Raw genomic sequence first — 15943 nt, forward strand, 5'->3', positions numbered from 1 at the left:
CCCGTCCGCGCCCCCGACCTCCCCGCGGGGGCGCGGACGGGTGCCCGTCTGACGCCTACTCCCGCGGCAACTCGACGATGACGTTGGTGGACTTGATGACGGCCTCGGCCACCGAGCCCACCGCCAGGCCCAGCTCGTCGACCGCCTCCCGGCTCATCAGCGAGACCAGCCGGTGCGGCCCGGCCTGGATCTCGACCTGAGCCATCACGGTGTCCTTGGTGACCGACGTGACCAGACCCCGGAACCGGTTGCGGGCCGACGACGCGGCCCGGCTGTCCCGTGACGTCCCCTCGCCCACCCGGCGCACGTAGTCGGCCAGGTTCACGCCGTCCACCAGCCTGTGGCCGTGCTCGTCACGGCGAGCGCTGAGCCGTCCGGAGTCCGCCCACCGCCGCACGGTGTCGGCGCTCACGCCGAGCAGTTCGGCCGCCTCGGTGATCCGAAAATCCGTCACGCGGCACACATTGCCATCGGCTGATCCGCATGTACAGCGGCCATTCGCGGGGCGCCGGCGGCGATGCCAGACCTGAAATCATGTAGCTATGACCTCACCGACCTGGGACCCAGCGCTCTACCTCGGCTTCTCCGACGAACGCGCCCGGCCGTTCGCCGATCTGGTGGGCCGGATCACGGTGCCGTCGCCGGGCCGGGTGGTGGACCTCGGCTGCGGCCCCGGCAACGTCACCGTCACCCTGCTCGACCGCTGGCCCAACGCCTCGGTGCTGGGCATCGACTCGTCACCCGAAATGATCGGCAGGGCGGTTGAGTTGACCCGCCCGGGGCTGGAGTTCCGTCCGGGCCAGATCGAGACCTGGCGGCCCGAGGAGCCGGTGGACGTGATCGTGTCGAACGCCGTCCTCCAGTGGGTGCCGTCCCACGTCGATCTGCTGCCCCGCTGGGTCGAGGCGCTGACACCGGGCGGCGCGCTGGCGTTCCAGGTGCCAGCGAACAGCGAGGGCGCGGCCGCGCGGGTCTTCCGCACCGTGGCCACCGGGCCGCGGTTCGCCGACCGGCTGGCCGCGGTCGCCGCGTCCGCAGGCCCGTCGGCGGCCGGCGGGGTGGTGCGCCCGGCCGGGGAGTACGTCGACCTGCTGGCCCGGCTGGACTGCCGGGTGGACGCGTGGGCCACCACGTACCAGCATGTGCTGCCCGGCGACGACCCGGTGCTGGACTGGTACGCGGGTACCGGGCTGCGGCCGTACCTTCAGGCGCTGGAGCCCGAGCGGCGGGAGGAGTTCCGCGCCGAGGTGGCAGCCGAACTCCGGGCCGCCTTCCCCCGCCAGCCGTACGGCACGCTCCTGCCATTCAACCGGACCTTCGTCATCGCGTACCGCCGGTAGCCGCACCCTCGACCCGGCCGGCCCGGTTCTGCCATCGTTGGTGCCCATGACGACCACCGACGATTCCAACCGGGTGCACGGCTGGCACCGCCACCCCGGCGTCCGCAGCGACGGTCAGCTGACCCTCGGCGAGCGCGCGGCGGATCACATGCGCAACAGCATGGGCTCCTGGCTCTTCGTCTTCGCCGCCCTGCTGTTCCTCGCCGCGTGGATGGGCTTCAACCGGAACGCGGGCTTCGACAAGTACCCGTTCATCCTGCTCAATCTGGTACTGAGCTGCCTGGCGGCGCTGCAGGGCGCGATCCTGCTGATCGCCGCGAAGCGCAGCGACCAGATCGCCTCCGAGCTGGCTCAACACGACTACGAGACGGACAGCAAGGCCGAGCGGCTCGTCGAGCGCCTCGCCGACCGGCTCGACCAGATGACCGCGGAGCAGCAGGAGTTGCGCAGGCAGGTGGCGGAGCTGACCGACGCGCTACGGGCGGGCGCTCAGCTCGGCGACGCCCCGGCATAGGCCGCGGACGTCGCACCCGTCGTGGGCGCCGGCATCCGTCGCAGGCACCGCGTCCCGTCGTAGACACGACAATTCCGGCACCGTCGCCGCACCGGCGACGCGTGCCGGACACACGACGAGGCCGGCTCCCCCGCAGGGGTGCCGGCCCGGTTACGTCGTCTGCCGCGTGTCGGTTGGCGTGCGCCTTATGCCGCCTGAAGGCCCTCGGCCCGGGCCAGCTCACGCAGCCGACCCAACGCCTGGATCTCCAGTTGCCGGATCCGCTCGCGGGACAGCGAGAACCGCGAGGCGACCTCGGTCAGCGAGTGCTCCCGGCCGTCCTCGAGCCCGTACCGCGCGCGCATGATGCCCGCCGAACGGTCGTCGAGGTGACCCAGCAGGCCCTCGATGCGCTGGCGCTCCAGGGCACCGAGCACGATCTCCTCAGGCGAGGGCGAATCGGAATCCGCCACCAGATCGCCCAGGTTGGTGTCCCCGTCGTCGCCGACCGGCGTGTCCAGCGACACGGTGTCCTGCGACCAGCGGATCAGCTCGTGCACCCGCTCGACCGGCACGCCGAGCGCCGTCGCGATCTGCTCCGGCTCCGGGTCGCTGCCCAGCTCGCGGGTCAACTGCCGCTGCACGTTACGCATCCGGTTGACGTCCTCGACCAGGTGGACGGGCAGTCGCACGGTGCGCTCCTGCTGGGCGATCGCCCGGCTGATCGCCTGGCGGATCCACCACGTCGCGTACGTCGAGAACTTGTATCCGCGCTCGTAATCGAACTTCTCCACGGCCCGCACCAGGCCGGTGTTGCCCTCCTGGATCAGGTCGAGCATCGGCATCCCGGAGCGGACATACCGCCGGGCGATCGACACGACCAGGCGCAGGTTGGCCCGGATGAACTGGTCCTTGGCCCGCTCCCCGTCTGCGACCAGCCTGGCCAGCTCCGACTCGCGGATGCCCGCGGGCTGCTCCCCCTCGTCGAGCAGGTGCTCCGCGTACAACCCCGCCTCGATCGCCTTAGAAAGATCCACTTCCTGTGCGGCGTCGAGCAGCGGAGTCCTGGAAATCTCGTGCAGGTAGACACCGACCAGGTCGCGCTCTTCAGCGACCTCATCCGTGCGCATCACCGCAACGTTCTCGTTCTCCACCTTGGGGGCCCTCCCCGTCTCTCGCATCTGTTCCCCCCCGGACTTGCCACAACCACAACAGACGGAGTACCCCTTTGATTCCGCCCTGAGCGGCCATCTCGTCACATCTTCGTGACGACCGGTGTGGTCGCGTGCTAATTACCTAGACGCATTACCAAGCGCTCAGGTTCGCATGACTAGCTGTGGATTGCCTGGGAGCGGCCAGGGTGCGAACTGACAGCAGATCGTGCGCCGGTCGTCGCTCGCGCCCGGGGACACAACGGACGACGACCCGATACGATGCCCCGGATCCATCGAGAGTGAGCCACAACACACTCGAGGTCGGGCGGCCGCCCTCCGGTGAGAGCCGCGCCCGGGTTGGATCAGCCGCGCAGCGGGATCAGCCGCGCCGGGCGTGCCACGCCAGCAGCAGCGCCGTCTCCTCCTCCGGCGTCAGGCCGCTGCTCAGCGCCGGCTCCCCGGAGCCGGCGTACCAGGACAGCGTGTCGCTGGCCGTCTCCTCAAGGTCGCGGGTGGTCAGGCCGGCGGCCAGCGCGGCGCCGACATCCCGCGTCAGGAATCCGGCGTACTCCGGCAGGGGAAGCCACAGCGGCAGGGACCGCGGCCCCGCCCACGGGTTCACCTCGTGCTCGGCCAGGAACTCCTGGTCGACCCAGGTCAGCCGGGCATCGGGCCGGCCGACGGCGGCGGAGATCCGGGCCAGGAACTCGCCGCGGGGCATCGGCGTGCCTACCCCGTCGTACACCCCGGACAGCCCGGCATCGGTGCCGTCGACCAGCCAGGCGGCCAGGTCGCGCACGTCGACGTACTGCACCAGGTCGTCGGGCGAGCCGGGGGCCAGCACCTCACCGCCCCGGGCCAGCCGCACCGGCCAGTAGGTGAACCGGTCGCTGGTGTCGCCCGGCCCCACGATCAGGCCGGCCCGGCGGATGAACACCGGCACCCCGCTGTCCAGCACGGCCCGCTCGCACGCGACCTTGCACCGCCCGTACGCCTCGGCGCCCTGCTTCGGGTCGTCCAGTTCCGGCGGCGCGGGCTCCAGCAGGGGTGCGGTCGACGCCCGCTGGCCGGGCGTGGACGTGTCGGCGTAGGCCGATCCGCTGGACACGTAGGTCCAGCGCGCGACCCTGCCGCTCAGCGCCTCGACCGCCCGCCGGACGTGGCTGGGCCGGCTGGACACGTCGATCACCGCGTCGAACGACCGGCCGGAAAGCGCGGCCAGTCCGTCCGGCCGGTCGCGGTCGACGCGCACCAGGGTCGCGCCCGGGGGTACGTCCCCGGAGGCGCCACGGGCGGCGCAGGTCACCCGGTGGCCGGCGGACAGGGCATGGGCGGCCACCGCGCGGCCGAGGAAGGCGGTACCGCCAAGGACAAGTAGCTCCATCACCCGACCTTGAGCCCCGGCCCGCGCCGGCACCAGGCCGGTTCGCGCTCGGCGTAGCGATTGCGCGGACCGCGAACGGGGCCTCGCCCGGCCGAGCCGGTCCACAATGGACTTTCAGGCGGACTCGCGCACGACCATCTCGGTCGGCAGCACCATGAACGGCTCGATCGGGTCGCCGGCCGCGAGGCTCAGGAGCTGCCGGGCCAGCTCCCGCCCCAGCTCCACGATGGGCTGCCGGACGGTGGTCAGCGGCGGCTCGGTATAGCGGGCCAGTTCGATGTCGTCGAAGCCGACCACCGCCACATCGTCCGGTACCCGCCGGCCGGCCTGGCGCAGCGCGCCCAGGGCGCCGTGCGCCATCAGGTCAGAGGCGACGAACACCGCGTCGAGCCGGGGATCGTCCTCCAGCAGTTGGCGCATTGCCACGGCACCCGACTCGCGGGTGAAGTCGCCGACCGCCACGATCGAGCGCCGGGCCGAGCCGCGCAGCTCCGTGCGGTACCCGGCGAGCCGGTCGATGCCGGCGACCATGTCCTGCGGGCCGGCGATGGTGGCGATGCGTTGCCGCCCGGACTCGACGAGGTGCCGGACCGCGGTGGCCGCGCCGCCGACCGAGTCGACGTCCACGTACGGCACCGTGGAGCGGCCCAGCGGGCGCCCGTTGCAGACCACCGGCACGCCCATCCGGGCCAGCGTCGCCGGCAACGGGTCGGCGCCGTGCACCGAGGCCACCATGACTCCGTCCACGTGGCCGGCCATCGCGTACTGCTCGATCCGGTCGTGGCTGGCGGCCGAGCTGGCCATCATCAGCACCAGTTGCTTCTCGGCGACCTCCAGCTCCTGGCTGACGCCGCGGATGATCCCGGGGAAGAACTGGTCGTCGGAGAAGATCCGGGTGGATGGCTCGGGCAGCACCAGAGCCATCGAGTTGGTGCGCTGGGTGACCAGGCTGCGGGCCGCGTGATTGGGCACATAGCCCAGCTCCTGCACGGCCCGCATGACGGTGTCGCGGATGTCGGGCGCCACCGTGGTCGACCCGTTGACCACGCGCGACACGGTTGCCCGCGACACGCCAGCGCGAAGGGCCACCTTCTCCAGGGTGGGCCGAGTCCGTGCGGTGTTCACGCCGTTCTGCCTCTCCCGACGGCGCTGAGCCTGACGCCTTCGGCGCTTGACCGGCTCACGCCGCCCCTCCAAACCCCGTCGGGTGTCGCCACGCTGTGTCGACGTTCACGTTATCCGGCCGCGTCCGGATCGGGGCACGCCCCGGTCGTCACGCGTCTGCGAGAGCGCTCTCCAGCTTTGCAAAGCTTTCCGCCGGCCGCCGGTTCCGTCAAGAGTCGTCCGGAAATTTCTCCCTCTTCGGACCGACTCTCCGCGCCGGCGAGCGGCCGGCGAACCGGCGTGGAGAGCGCTCTCCATGCCGGATACCTGATCTGGCCGCCGTACCGAACCAGGTCCATAATGGACATACGCAGTGTTTCGCGCATAGCCGGAAACCGCCCTTGACCGGTATAACGTGATGGTCCACCAGGCTGTATGGATCGGCCATCCTGCGAGAGGATCTGAACCATGCGAGCCCACGACGAGCCGGCGCCAGCGGGACGGAGCGTCCCCTGGTGAACACGCCGCACCTCGCGCCCGGCTCGGCGGCGCGGCCCACGGCCACGGGTGCGGCCGGTGGGCCGGGCGTGCCGGCCGCCCGGAGCGCCAGCGAGCCGATGAGCGCGGGTGGCGCCGCCGGCGCACCGGGCACACCGGGCACGACGGGCATCTGGCCACGAGCCACATCCAGTCCGGACATTCCGGCCAGGCGGCCGGCGCCGGAGCGGGAGCGGCTGCGGGTGCTGCTGATCGAGGATGACGCGGGCGACGCGTTCCTCGTCAGCGAGCTGCTCGCGGAGGCCGACGCCCCGGTCGACCTGACCACCGCCGAGAGCATGGCCGAGGCGCTGCCCCGGCTGTCCGAGGTGGACTGCGTGCTGCTCGATCTCGACCTGCCCGACGCGAGCGGGCTGGAGGGGTTGCGCCAATTGCTGCCCAAGGGCGAGGGCGTGGCGGTGTGCGTGCTGACCGGCCTGGCCGACGAGCCGCTGGGCATCGCCGCGGTGGCCGAGGGCGCGCAGGACTACCTGATCAAGGGCCGGGTGGACGGCGTACTGCTCACCAGGGCCGTCCGCTACGCGGTCGAGCGGCGCCGGGCGGAGGAGAGCGCGCGGCGGCTGCGCGAGGTCGAGCTGCGTGCCGCCGAGTCGTCCCGGCTCGAGCGCGGCCTGCTGCCCCAGCCGCTGATGGGCGCGTCCGCCATGGCCCTGCACACCTTCTACAGTCCCGGGCGCAAGGGCGTGCTGGGCGGCGACTTCTACGACGCGATCGAGACCGCGCCGAACCGGCTGTCGCTGCTGGTCGGCGACGTGTCCGGGCACGGTGTCGAGGAGGCCGCGCTCGGCGTCGAGCTGCGCGCGGCGTGGCGCGCGCTGACCCTGGCCAGGGTGGCCGGCGAGCAGTTGCTGGAGGCGCTGGACCGGGTCCTGATCAGCGAGCGCCGGTCGGATGAGATCTTCGCTACCGTGGCCGCGATCGACGTGGATCTGACCGGCGCCCCCCACGCCACCGTGCGGCTGTGCGGGCACCCGGCGCCGCTGCTCATCACCGCCGACAAGGTCGTGGCCGTGGACGCGGAGCCCCGACTGATGCTCGGGGTGCTACCCGATGTCGCCCGTCCGCCACACCGCGTCGAGCTGCCGCCGAGCAGCTGGGCGGTGCTGCTGTACACCGACGGGCTGATCGAGGGCCGGGTCCCGGACGAACCGGACGGACGGCTGGGTATCGGCGGCCTGACCACGCTGGTACAGCAGTACCGCGACCGGGGCGCCCCGCTCGCCGAGCTGCCCGACTGGCTGGTCGCCGCCGCCGAGGAGCGCAACGGCGGGCCGCTGGCAGATGATGTGGCCATGCTCCTGCTGACGAAGGAGGCCGCCCGATGAGCGCCAGCCGCTGGTCGCTACGTGCCCGGATCACCGCGGTGTGCGCCATCGCCGGCATCGTGCTCGCGCTGATCGCGGCGAGCGCGGCGATCGCCGCCGTCAACAGCCGCTCCGAGCTCGACGACGTGTTCAACCGGGTCGGCCCGATGCGCACTGCCACCGACCAACTGGTCACCGCCATGCTCAACGAGGAGACCGGCGTACGCGGGTTCGCGGTCAACGGCACCGAGGCCGACCTCGCGCCGTACACCGAGGGGCTCGGGCAGGAGCGGCAGCTCACCAAGCAGCTCATGAGCGAGCTGTCCACCCGGCCATCCGTCCAGGGGCAGCTGCACGAGGCGCAGGACAGGATCGCCGCGTGGCACACCCAGGTCGCCGACCCGGTGATCGCGCGGGTGCGCTCCGGCGACCACCGCGGCGCCCTCGCGCTGATCGACGACCACGCCCGGGGCCTGTTCAACCAGGTGCGCACCGCGCTGACCAGTCTGCAAAACTCGATAGTCACGATCCGTAACACCTCGGTCAACCGGCTGACCCAGTCCAGCAATCAGATCGTCCAGCTGCTGATCGCCGCCGCGGTGGTCGTACTGCTGGCGGGGATCCTCCTCGCGCTGCTGCTGCGCTACCTGGTCACCAGGCCGGTCGGCAACCTGGCCCGGGAGGTCCGCCGGATCGCGGCGGGTGACTACAACCACAGCGTCGACACCGACGGTCCGCCCGAGGTGGCCTCGCTGGGCCGGGACGTGGACGGCATGCGCCGCAAGATCGTCGCCGACCTGGACGAGGTACGGGCGGCCCGGACCGCCATGGAGGAGGCCAACCGGCAGCTCGAGGCGCAGACCGCCGAGCTGAGCCGGTCCAACCGCGACCTGGAGCAGTTCGCCTACGTGGCCTCGCACGACCTGCAGGAACCGCTGCGCAAGGTGGCGAGCTTCTGCCAGCTGCTGCAGCGGCGCTACGCCGGCCAGCTGGACGAACGCGCGGACCAGTACATCGGGTTCGCGGTCGACGGCGCGCAGCGCATGCAACGCCTGATCAACGACCTGCTGGCGTTCTCCCGGATCGGCCGGGTCACCAGCGAGTTCACCGAGGTCGACCTGAACTCGGTGGTCGCCGACGCCGCCGCCGCGACCGAGGCGACCGTCACGCGGGCCGGCGGCATGGTCACCTGGGACCCGATGCCGGTGGTACGCGGCGAGGAGTCGCTGCTGACCGCGCTGATCGGCAACCTGGTCAGCAACTCGGTGAAGTTCCGCCGGCCGGACGTGCCGCCCAGGGTGCACCTGGCCGCGCACCGGCGCGACGGCGAGTGGGAGTTCGAGTGCCGGGACAACGGCATTGGCATCGAGCCGGAGTTCGCCGACAAGGTGTTCGTGATCTTCCAGCGACTGCACGTGAAGGGCGCGTACCCCGGCACCGGGATCGGGCTGGCCATCGCCAAGAAGATCGTTGAGTATCACGGTGGGCGGATCTGGTTGGACACCTCGGCTGAGCAGGGAACGACGATTCGGTTTACGCTTCCGATCGAAACTAGCGCGGTGAGCCCGGTCAGTCCGGCACCCGTCGCCAGCGCTGATCCGAGCAAGGAGGCCGTCTCGTGACCCACCCCGCTCTGGAGTCGGTACCGATCGAGGTGCTGCTGGTCGAGGACGACCCGGGCGATGTACTCATGACCCGGGAGGCGTTCGAGGAGCACCGCGTCGGCAACCGCCTCAACGTGGTCTCCGACGGCGTGGACGCGCTGGCCTACCTGCGGCGGGAGGCGCCGTACACGGACGTTCCCCGGCCCGATCTGATCCTGCTCGACCTGAACCTGCCGCGCCGCGACGGGCGTGAGGTGCTGTCGGAGATCAAGAACGACGAGTCGCTGTGCCGCATCCCGGTTGTGGTGCTGACCACGTCCCAGGCCGACGAGGACATCCTGCGCAGCTACCAGCTGCACGCCAACGCGTATGTGACCAAGCCGGTCGACTTCGAACAGTTCGTCAACGTGGTCAGGCAGATCGACGAGTTCTTCATCAGCGTGGTGAAGCTGCCGCCGCGCTGAGCCGAGGCGGCTCGGCGGCGCCCTCGTGGCATGGCGCCGCCGTCGCCGGTGCCGGTCAGTCGCCGGCGACCACCTCGCTGAGCTGGTCGACCGCCCAGTGCACCTCGTCCGACGTGATCACCAGGGGCGGGGCCAGCCGGATGGTCGAGCCGTGCGTGTCCTTGGCCAGCACCCCGCGGGCCAGCAGCCGCTCGGTGGCCTGCCGGCCGGTCATCAGGGTGGGGTCGATGTCGACGCCGGCCCACAGGCCCCGCCCACGCACCGCGACGATCCCGTGCCCCACCAGTGAGCCGAGCCGCTCGTGCAGCACGGCACCGAGCCGCTTGGCCCGCTCCTGGTACTCCCCGGTGCGCAGCAGCCCGACCACGGCCCGGCCGACCGCGCAGGCCATCGGGTTGCCGCCGAACGTCGACCCGTGCTCGCCGGGGCGCAGCACGCCGAGCACGTCGCGCCGGCCGACCACCGCCGAGACCGGCACGATGCCGCCGCCCAGGGCCTTGCCCAGCACGTACAGGTCCGGCACCACGCCGGCGTGCTGGACCGCGAAGGTGTCCCCGGTGCGGCCCAACCCCGACTGGATCTCGTCCGCCACGAACAGCACGTTGTGCGTGGTGCACAGCGACCGGACCCCGACCAGGTACTCGTCCGGCGGGACGTACACCCCGGCCTCGCCCTGGATCGGCTCGATCAGCACCGCGACCGTGGTGTCGTCGATCGCTTCGGCCATCGCCTCCAGGTCGCCGTACGGGACGATCCGGAAGCCCGGCGTGTACGGGCCGAACCCGGCACGTGCCTCGGGATCGGTGGAGAAGCTCACGATCGTCGTGGTGCGGCCGTGGAAGTTGCCGGCCGCGACGACGATGGTGGCCTGCCCGTCCGGTACCCCCTTGATCCGGTAGCCCCAGGCCCGGGCAACCTTGATCGCGGTCTCGATCGCCTCGGCGCCCGTGTTCATCGGCAACACCATCTCGGCGGTGCCGCGCGCCTCGCCGGCGGCACCGGACTGCGATTCGGCGCACAGCTCCGCCAACTCCCGGCAGAACGGCCCGAACTGGTCGTGCAGGAACGCGCGGCTGGTGAGCGTCACCCGGTCGAGCTGCCCACGCGCGGCGGCGACCAGCAGCGGGTGCCGGTGGCCGAAGTTCAGCGCGGAGTAGGCGGCCAGGCAGTCCAGGTACCGCTTGCCGTCCACGTCGGTGACCCAGGCACCCTCGGCGTCGGCGATGACCACCGGCAGCGGGTGGTAGTTGTGGGCGGTCCACTGCTCGGCCTCGGCGATCGCCTCGGCGCCGCGGTGGTTGTCAACCGTCGCCGTCATACCCGTACCTCCAATGTGCAGCACTTCGGGCCGCCACCGGCCTTGCGCAGTTCGGACATGTCCACCCCGATCGGCCGGTACCCGCGGCGCTCCAGCTCACTCATGAGTCCAACGGCCTGGACCGGCAGGACGACGCGCTGCCCGTCGCTGACCGCGTTCAGGCCGAACACCCGCGCGTCCGGCTCGTCGACCGTGATCGCGTCCGGGAACAGCCGGGCCAGTACCCGGCGGCTGCCCGCCGAGAACGCCTCGGGCAGGTACGCCACCTCGGCGGGGCCGCCGAGCACGCACAGCGCGGTGTCCAGGTGGTAGAAGCTCGGATCGACCAGTTGCAGGCCGATCACCGGGCGGCCGAACAGTTCCTGCGCCTCGCCGTGCGCCCCCGGATCGGTGCGGAAGCCGGTGCCGGCCAGCAGGAACCGCTCGGTGAGCAGCAGGTCGCCCTCGCCCTCGTTGACGAACTTGGCCTGGTGGGTGGCGAAGCCGGCGCGGGCGAACCATTCCAGGTACGCCGGCCCCTCCGCGGCCCGCTCCGGGTACTTGAACTGGGCGCCGAGCACCGTGCCGTCGATGACCGTCGCGCCGTTGGCGGCGAAGACCATGTCGGGCAGCCCCGGCAGCGGTTCGATCAGTTCGACAGTGTGCCCCAGGTCGCGGTAGATGTCCGCCAGTTCGGTCCACTGCCGAATGGCGAGTTCCGCGTCGACCGGAGTGCTCGGGTCCATCCACGGGTTGATCGTGTAGTCCACGGCAAAGTACGTGGGTCGACACATCAGGTATCGCCGGCTCATGGTCCTCAACCTAGGCTCCGGATCACCGGGCAACCGTGAAACGAACTTGCGTTCCGGCGGTGATTCGTTGCGCCTTCGCGGCGGATGGCGGCATTCCGTTAACCGCGTCGGCAGCAGACATTGGCGTAGACCGATGGTTGCGACTCACCGGCGCCCCTGATATACATCCTTAACAATAAAGTTTGTTAACTAAGATTCGGGAGGACCTGTGCGACGATCCAGACTGGTCAGCACCGCCGCCATGGCGGCGGCCGTCGCGGGCGCGGCGATCCTGAGCGTGACCGTCGGCGGCACCGCCAACGCGGCCACCCTGAGCAACAACTGGTACGGCTCGGCCCCGTACGTGATGCCGCTGGACAACAATCCGCCGGACCTGCCCACGGTCATGGCGGCCACCGGCCAGAAGGCGTTCGAGCTCGCGTTCATCCTGGCGCCCAACGGCGGCGGGTGCACCCCGACCTGGGGTGGCACCGCGTCCGTCTCCTCCGACAACACGGTCGCGAACATCATCAGCGGAGTCCGGTCGCACGGCGGCGACGTGACGGTCTCCGCCGGCGGGTACGGCGGAACCAAGCTCGGCCAGACCTGCGGCACGGCGGCGGCCACCGCCGCCGCGTACCAGCAGGTCATCACGAAATACTCGCTGAAGGCCATCGACTTCGACCTCGAGGAGCCCGAGTACGAGAACACCGCCGCCATCAACAACGAGATCGGCGCGGCCCAGATCCTGCAGCGCAACAACTCCGGGCTGTACGTCTCCGTCACCACGGCGGGCACGGCCGCCGGCACCGGGTACTTCGGGCAGAACGTGCTCAACACCGCGAAGGGCCTCGGCTTCACGCCGAACAACTTCTCGATCATGCCGTTCGACGGCGGGTTCAACGGCGCCGCCTCGCAGACCAGCGCCCTGGAGGCGTTCCACACGCTACTGGTCAACACGTTCGGCTGGAGCAGCGCGACGGCGTACAACCACGAGGGCGTCTCGATGATGAACGGACGCACCGACGCCGGCGAGTACTTCTACCAGTCGGACTTCCAGACCGTGCTGAACTACGCGACCGGGCACGGGCTGTCCCGCTACACCTTCTGGGCGGTCAACCGGGACCGGGCCTGCAACCCGCCCAGCGGCACCACCTCGGGCGTATGCAGCAGCGTGACGCAGAACGACTGGGACTTCACGAAATACACCACCCAGTTCGCCGGCGCCACTCCCCCGCAGTCGCCGCCGCCCACCACCAGCACCCCGGCCCCGCCCGGTTCATGCGCGGCGCCGGCGTGGAGCGCGGGTACCGCGTACAACGGCGGGGCGCAGGTCTCCTACAACGGCCACACCTGGACCGCGAAGTGGTGGACCCAGGGCGACATCCCCGGCAACAACAGCCAGGGCGTCTGGACCGACAACGGGGCGTGCTCCGGCGGCGGCCCCACCACCGGGCCGACCGGCGGCGGCGGCTCGTGCACCGGGCTGTCGGCGTGGAGCGCCGGTACCGCCTACAACGGCGGCGCGCTGGTGGCCTACAACGGCCACAGGTGGACCGCGAAGTGGTGGACCCAGGGCGACATCCCGGGCAACAACAGCCAGGGCGTCTGGACCGACAACGGCGCCTGCTGACTCTGTGGGGCAAGGAATCCGGGCCGGGCGCGCGACGCGCCCGGCCCGGCACCCGGTCAGTGGAGCACGGGATTCAGCGCCGAGATGAGCGCGTGCGAGTCCGAGTCCTGGCTGAGTTCCCACGCCATCGCGCCGCGCAGGCCCAGTGCCTTGATCAGCAGCGTGCGCTCCCCGATCGACCGTGGGTCGGAGTAGACGATCGTGGTCGGCACGGTCACCGTCCCGGTCGCCAGGTTGTGCACCGCCGCCTTGTTCGTCAGGTACGGCTCGCCGGCCAGCAGGTCCCAGCTGCTGGTGTACCCGTTGTGGCCGACAAGGTTCGCCACGTCCACCAGGGAGTGGTAGGTCGGCTGCGGCATCTGGTCCGGCTGCAGGCTGTTGGGGTCCAGGCCGGTGTTGTCGAACGGCCGGTACAGCCCGTCGCTGCGGATGTACTGGTTGCCGTAGAACGGCACCCCCACCACGATCTTGTCGCGCGGCACGCCGTTGGCCAGGTACCAGGCGACGGTACCGGTGGTGTTCCAGGTCCAGTCGCTGCCGTTCGGGTCCCGCGGATCGCCGGTGAACAACGTGTCCGGGCCGGACACCGTGCCGCCCGGCACGTTGAAGTCGTAGGTCATGATGTTCGCCCAGTCCAACGACTGGACGAACTGGCGCAGCTCGTAGTAGTTGGTGGAGTTCTTTGCCGCCGGCATCGCGGCGGTCAGCAGGTAGTGAGCGTGGTTCTTGGCGCCGAGCTGGTCGAGCTGCCGGCGGAACTCGGCCGCCAGCAGGGTCGCGTTGTGCCGGTCCTCCGGCCCGACGTTGACGTTGCCCCCGCCGACCGAGGTCGGGTACTCCCAGTCCAGGTCGATCCCGTCGAACAGGCCGGCCGCGGCGCCGGGGCCACCGGCGCTGGGCGGCCAGCTGTCGCCGGGCAGGTTGCCCGCGATGAACGTGTTGAGACAGGCCGAGACGAACGCCTGGCGCAGGGCCGCGGTCTTGGAGATCGTGGAGAGGTAGGTGGAGTCCGTCCAGCCGCCCAACGAGATCTCGACCTTCAGGCCGGGGTGCGCCGCCTTGAGCTTGCGGAGCTGGTTGAAGCTGCCGTAGAGGTGCTGGTTCGGATCGGCGGAGTCGTCGGCCACCCCGTCGACCGAGATGTCCGAGGTGTAGGGCTGCTGGTAGTCCGCCCACGGGTCGAGGATCCCGCAGCCGGGCGTGCCGGTCGACGCGTCGTAGGTGGGCACGCCGAAGGCGTACTGGATGACATTGATCTTGTCGGCCGGGATGTCCTTGACGTAGTAACCGCGACCGTAGACGTCCCAGTCCGCGAAGTACGCGGAGACGACCTTCCGGGGTGCTCCGCCCGCGTCCGCGCCCTGGTTGGCGGAGGCCACGCCGGCCGGGGCGGCCGCGGCGAGGCCCGCGCCGAGCAGCAGCGCCGTGGCGAGCGCGAGCCGCCGCCGGTGCGGACGGCCCTGTGTGGGGTACATACACGCTCCTCTCTGGATCCGACGCGCTCACACTCGCGCCGCCCGGGTTTTCTGTCAATAGTCCTAACTATTTAGCCGGTCAAGGCCGCCCGGCCGATCAGGACCGACCCGTTCAACGAGCCGGCGCGCCACGCGTTCGGTCGGATCGCCGGCCCTCGGTCGGCGCGGCGCCGGGACGGCCGGTTCTCTTACCACGCGGTGCGTGAGCACGCGGACCGGTGAGGGTTTCGGCCTCACGGGGGAGGTCGCCAAGCGGGAGCGGGCCGATCGTGAGATCGTGACAAGGTGACGGATCTGGTATACGTCGGTTCCTACGGCGCGGGCATTTCGATCTACGGACGCCAGGACGAGCGGTTGACCCTGATCGACCGGGTGGACACTCCCGACCCATCGTTCCTGGTCGCGGACACAGTCCGGGGCGCGCTGTTCGCCTGCAACGAGTTGACCGCCAACGAGGTGAGTTCGTTCGCCATCGAGCCGGACGGCCGGCTGCGGCTGCTCAGCCACCAACCCACCGCCGGTACCCTGCCCTGCCACCTGCTGCTGCACCCCGCCGGGTACCTGATGGCGGCGAACTTCGGCAGCGGGAGCGTGTCGGTGCACCCGGTGATGCCGGACGGCACGCTGGGCGAGTTGGTGGACCTGATCCAGCACAACGGCCGGGGCGCCGACCCGGAGCGGCAGGCCGGACCGCACGCGCACGAGGTCAAGGTGGTCAGCGGCGAGGTGGTGGTGGTCGACCTCGGGCTGGACCGGCTGGTCGGGTACCAGATCGACGCCGCCACCGGGAAACTCACCCGGGCGGCCGACCCGTTCGCCCGCAGCCGCCCGGGCGCGGGGCCCCGCCACGCGGTCGCCCACCCGTCCGGCCGCTGGTACGTCGCCAACGAGCTGGACTCCACGATCTCGATCTTCGAACCAGACTTCGAACTGCGCGAACTGCACCTGACCGAGGCGGTCTCGGCGACCCTCTCCGAGCCGAAGGAGCGCAACTTCCCGGCCGGCATCGCGCTGTCCGCCGACGACCGGCACCTGTACGTGTCGAATCGGGGCGCGAACACGATCGTGACCTTCGGGATCGACGACGCCGGGTCGCTGCACGGCCTGGACGAGACCCCGTGCGACGGCGTCTGGCCCCGGCACTTCGCCATCGTGGACGACGTGCTGATGGTGGCCAACGAGCAGTCCAGCACGGTGACCGGCTTCCGGCTGGACCCGGCGACCGGGGTGCCGCAGCCCCTCGGGGTGCTGGCCGAGACCGGCACGCCGACCTGCATCCTGCCGGTCCGGCTCCGGCCGGAGGCGTCCGCCGAGTAGCCGACGGCCACCGGCCGAGCCAGCG

Annotated in this window: 14 protein-coding genes; 7 read left to right on the forward strand and 7 right to left on the reverse strand. The window is 71.0% G+C overall.

Features of this window, described 5'->3' with window-relative positions; genetic code table 11:
- Positions 1 to 55: 55 nt before the first annotated feature.
- Positions 56 to 454, reverse strand: a complete 399-nt coding sequence (locus ABEA87_RS10520; RefSeq protein WP_345628388.1) for a TOBE domain-containing protein — start codon at positions 452 to 454, stop codon at positions 56 to 58.
- Positions 455 to 542: 88 nt separating this feature from the next.
- Between ABEA87_RS10520 and ABEA87_RS10525 the strand changes: the two genes are divergently transcribed.
- Positions 543 to 1340: a methyltransferase domain-containing protein gene (locus ABEA87_RS10525; protein ID WP_345628389.1), complete on the forward strand. Its 798-nt coding sequence runs from the start codon at positions 543 to 545 to the stop codon at positions 1338 to 1340.
- 46 nt (positions 1341 to 1386) lie between these two features.
- The gene (locus ABEA87_RS10530) at positions 1387 to 1854 is read left to right on the forward strand and encodes a DUF1003 domain-containing protein (RefSeq protein WP_345628390.1); all 468 of its coding nucleotides are present in this window, start codon (positions 1387 to 1389) and stop codon (positions 1852 to 1854) included.
- A 185-nt stretch (positions 1855 to 2039) separates the two neighbouring features.
- Here ABEA87_RS10530 and ABEA87_RS10535 read toward each other — a convergent pair whose 3' ends face one another.
- The 3 genes from ABEA87_RS10535 to ABEA87_RS10545 all read right to left on the reverse strand — a co-directional run bounded on the left by ABEA87_RS10535 (position 2040) and on the right by ABEA87_RS10545 (position 5496).
- Positions 2040 to 2963, reverse strand: coding sequence for a sigma-70 family RNA polymerase sigma factor (locus ABEA87_RS10535; protein WP_345628391.1), 924 nt, complete (start codon positions 2961 to 2963; stop codon positions 2040 to 2042).
- Positions 2964 to 3366: 403 nt separating this feature from the next.
- Complete coding sequence (locus ABEA87_RS10540; protein ID WP_345628393.1) at positions 3367 to 4371, reverse strand: NAD-dependent epimerase/dehydratase family protein; 1005 nt, start codon at positions 4369 to 4371, stop codon at positions 3367 to 3369.
- Between the two features lie 114 nt (positions 4372 to 4485).
- Positions 4486 to 5496: a LacI family DNA-binding transcriptional regulator gene (locus ABEA87_RS10545; protein ID WP_345628395.1), complete on the reverse strand. Its 1011-nt coding sequence runs from the start codon at positions 5494 to 5496 to the stop codon at positions 4486 to 4488.
- A gap of 494 nt (positions 5497 to 5990) precedes the next feature.
- On the opposite strand from ABEA87_RS10545, the gene ABEA87_RS10550 reads away from it, so the two are divergent.
- From ABEA87_RS10550 to ABEA87_RS10560, 3 genes are read left to right on the forward strand one after another with little or no spacing between them, the layout of a single operon-like run.
- On the forward strand, positions 5991 to 7358 hold the full coding sequence (locus ABEA87_RS10550) for a PP2C family protein-serine/threonine phosphatase (protein ID WP_345628397.1): 1368 nt from the start codon (positions 5991 to 5993) through the stop codon (positions 7356 to 7358).
- Positions 7355 to 8959 (forward strand): sensor histidine kinase, encoded by a 1605-nt coding sequence (locus ABEA87_RS10555; protein WP_345628399.1) that lies wholly within the window; start codon positions 7355 to 7357, stop codon positions 8957 to 8959. The genes ABEA87_RS10550 and ABEA87_RS10555 overlap by 4 nt, the downstream gene beginning before the upstream one ends.
- Positions 8956 to 9405 carry a response regulator gene (locus ABEA87_RS10560; RefSeq protein WP_345628401.1) on the forward strand — a complete coding sequence of 150 codons (450 nt, stop codon included), beginning with the start codon at positions 8956 to 8958 and terminating at the stop codon, positions 9403 to 9405. The genes ABEA87_RS10555 and ABEA87_RS10560 overlap by 4 nt, the downstream gene beginning before the upstream one ends.
- A gap of 55 nt (positions 9406 to 9460) precedes the next feature.
- Here ABEA87_RS10560 and rocD read toward each other — a convergent pair whose 3' ends face one another.
- Positions 9461 to 10723 carry an ornithine--oxo-acid transaminase gene (rocD, locus tag ABEA87_RS10565; protein WP_345628403.1) on the reverse strand — a complete coding sequence of 421 codons (1263 nt, stop codon included), beginning with the start codon at positions 10721 to 10723 and terminating at the stop codon, positions 9461 to 9463.
- Positions 10720 to 11523 (reverse strand): dimethylargininase, encoded by an 804-nt coding sequence (ddaH, locus tag ABEA87_RS10570; RefSeq protein ID WP_425570832.1) that lies wholly within the window; start codon positions 11521 to 11523, stop codon positions 10720 to 10722. Before ddaH ends, rocD begins: the two co-directional genes overlap by 4 nt.
- A gap of 199 nt (positions 11524 to 11722) precedes the next feature.
- On the opposite strand from ddaH, the gene ABEA87_RS10575 reads away from it, so the two are divergent.
- Positions 11723 to 13126, forward strand: a complete 1404-nt coding sequence (locus ABEA87_RS10575; RefSeq protein WP_345628407.1) for a carbohydrate-binding protein — start codon at positions 11723 to 11725, stop codon at positions 13124 to 13126.
- Between the two features lie 56 nt (positions 13127 to 13182).
- On the opposite strand, the gene ABEA87_RS10580 is transcribed toward ABEA87_RS10575, so the two are convergent.
- Positions 13183 to 14601 carry a glycoside hydrolase family 18 protein gene (locus ABEA87_RS10580; RefSeq protein WP_345628409.1) on the reverse strand — a complete coding sequence of 473 codons (1419 nt, stop codon included), beginning with the start codon at positions 14599 to 14601 and terminating at the stop codon, positions 13183 to 13185.
- Positions 14602 to 14886: 285 nt separating this feature from the next.
- Here ABEA87_RS10580 and ABEA87_RS10585 point away from each other — a divergent pair, with 285 nt between their 5' ends.
- On the forward strand, positions 14887 to 15918 hold the full coding sequence (locus tag ABEA87_RS10585) for a lactonase family protein (protein WP_345628411.1): 1032 nt from the start codon (positions 14887 to 14889) through the stop codon (positions 15916 to 15918).
- Positions 15919 to 15943 lie beyond the last annotated feature (25 nt).

The organism is Rugosimonospora acidiphila, assembly GCF_039543385.1.
GTDB lineage: Bacteria > Actinomycetota > Actinomycetes > Mycobacteriales > Micromonosporaceae > Rugosimonospora > Rugosimonospora acidiphila.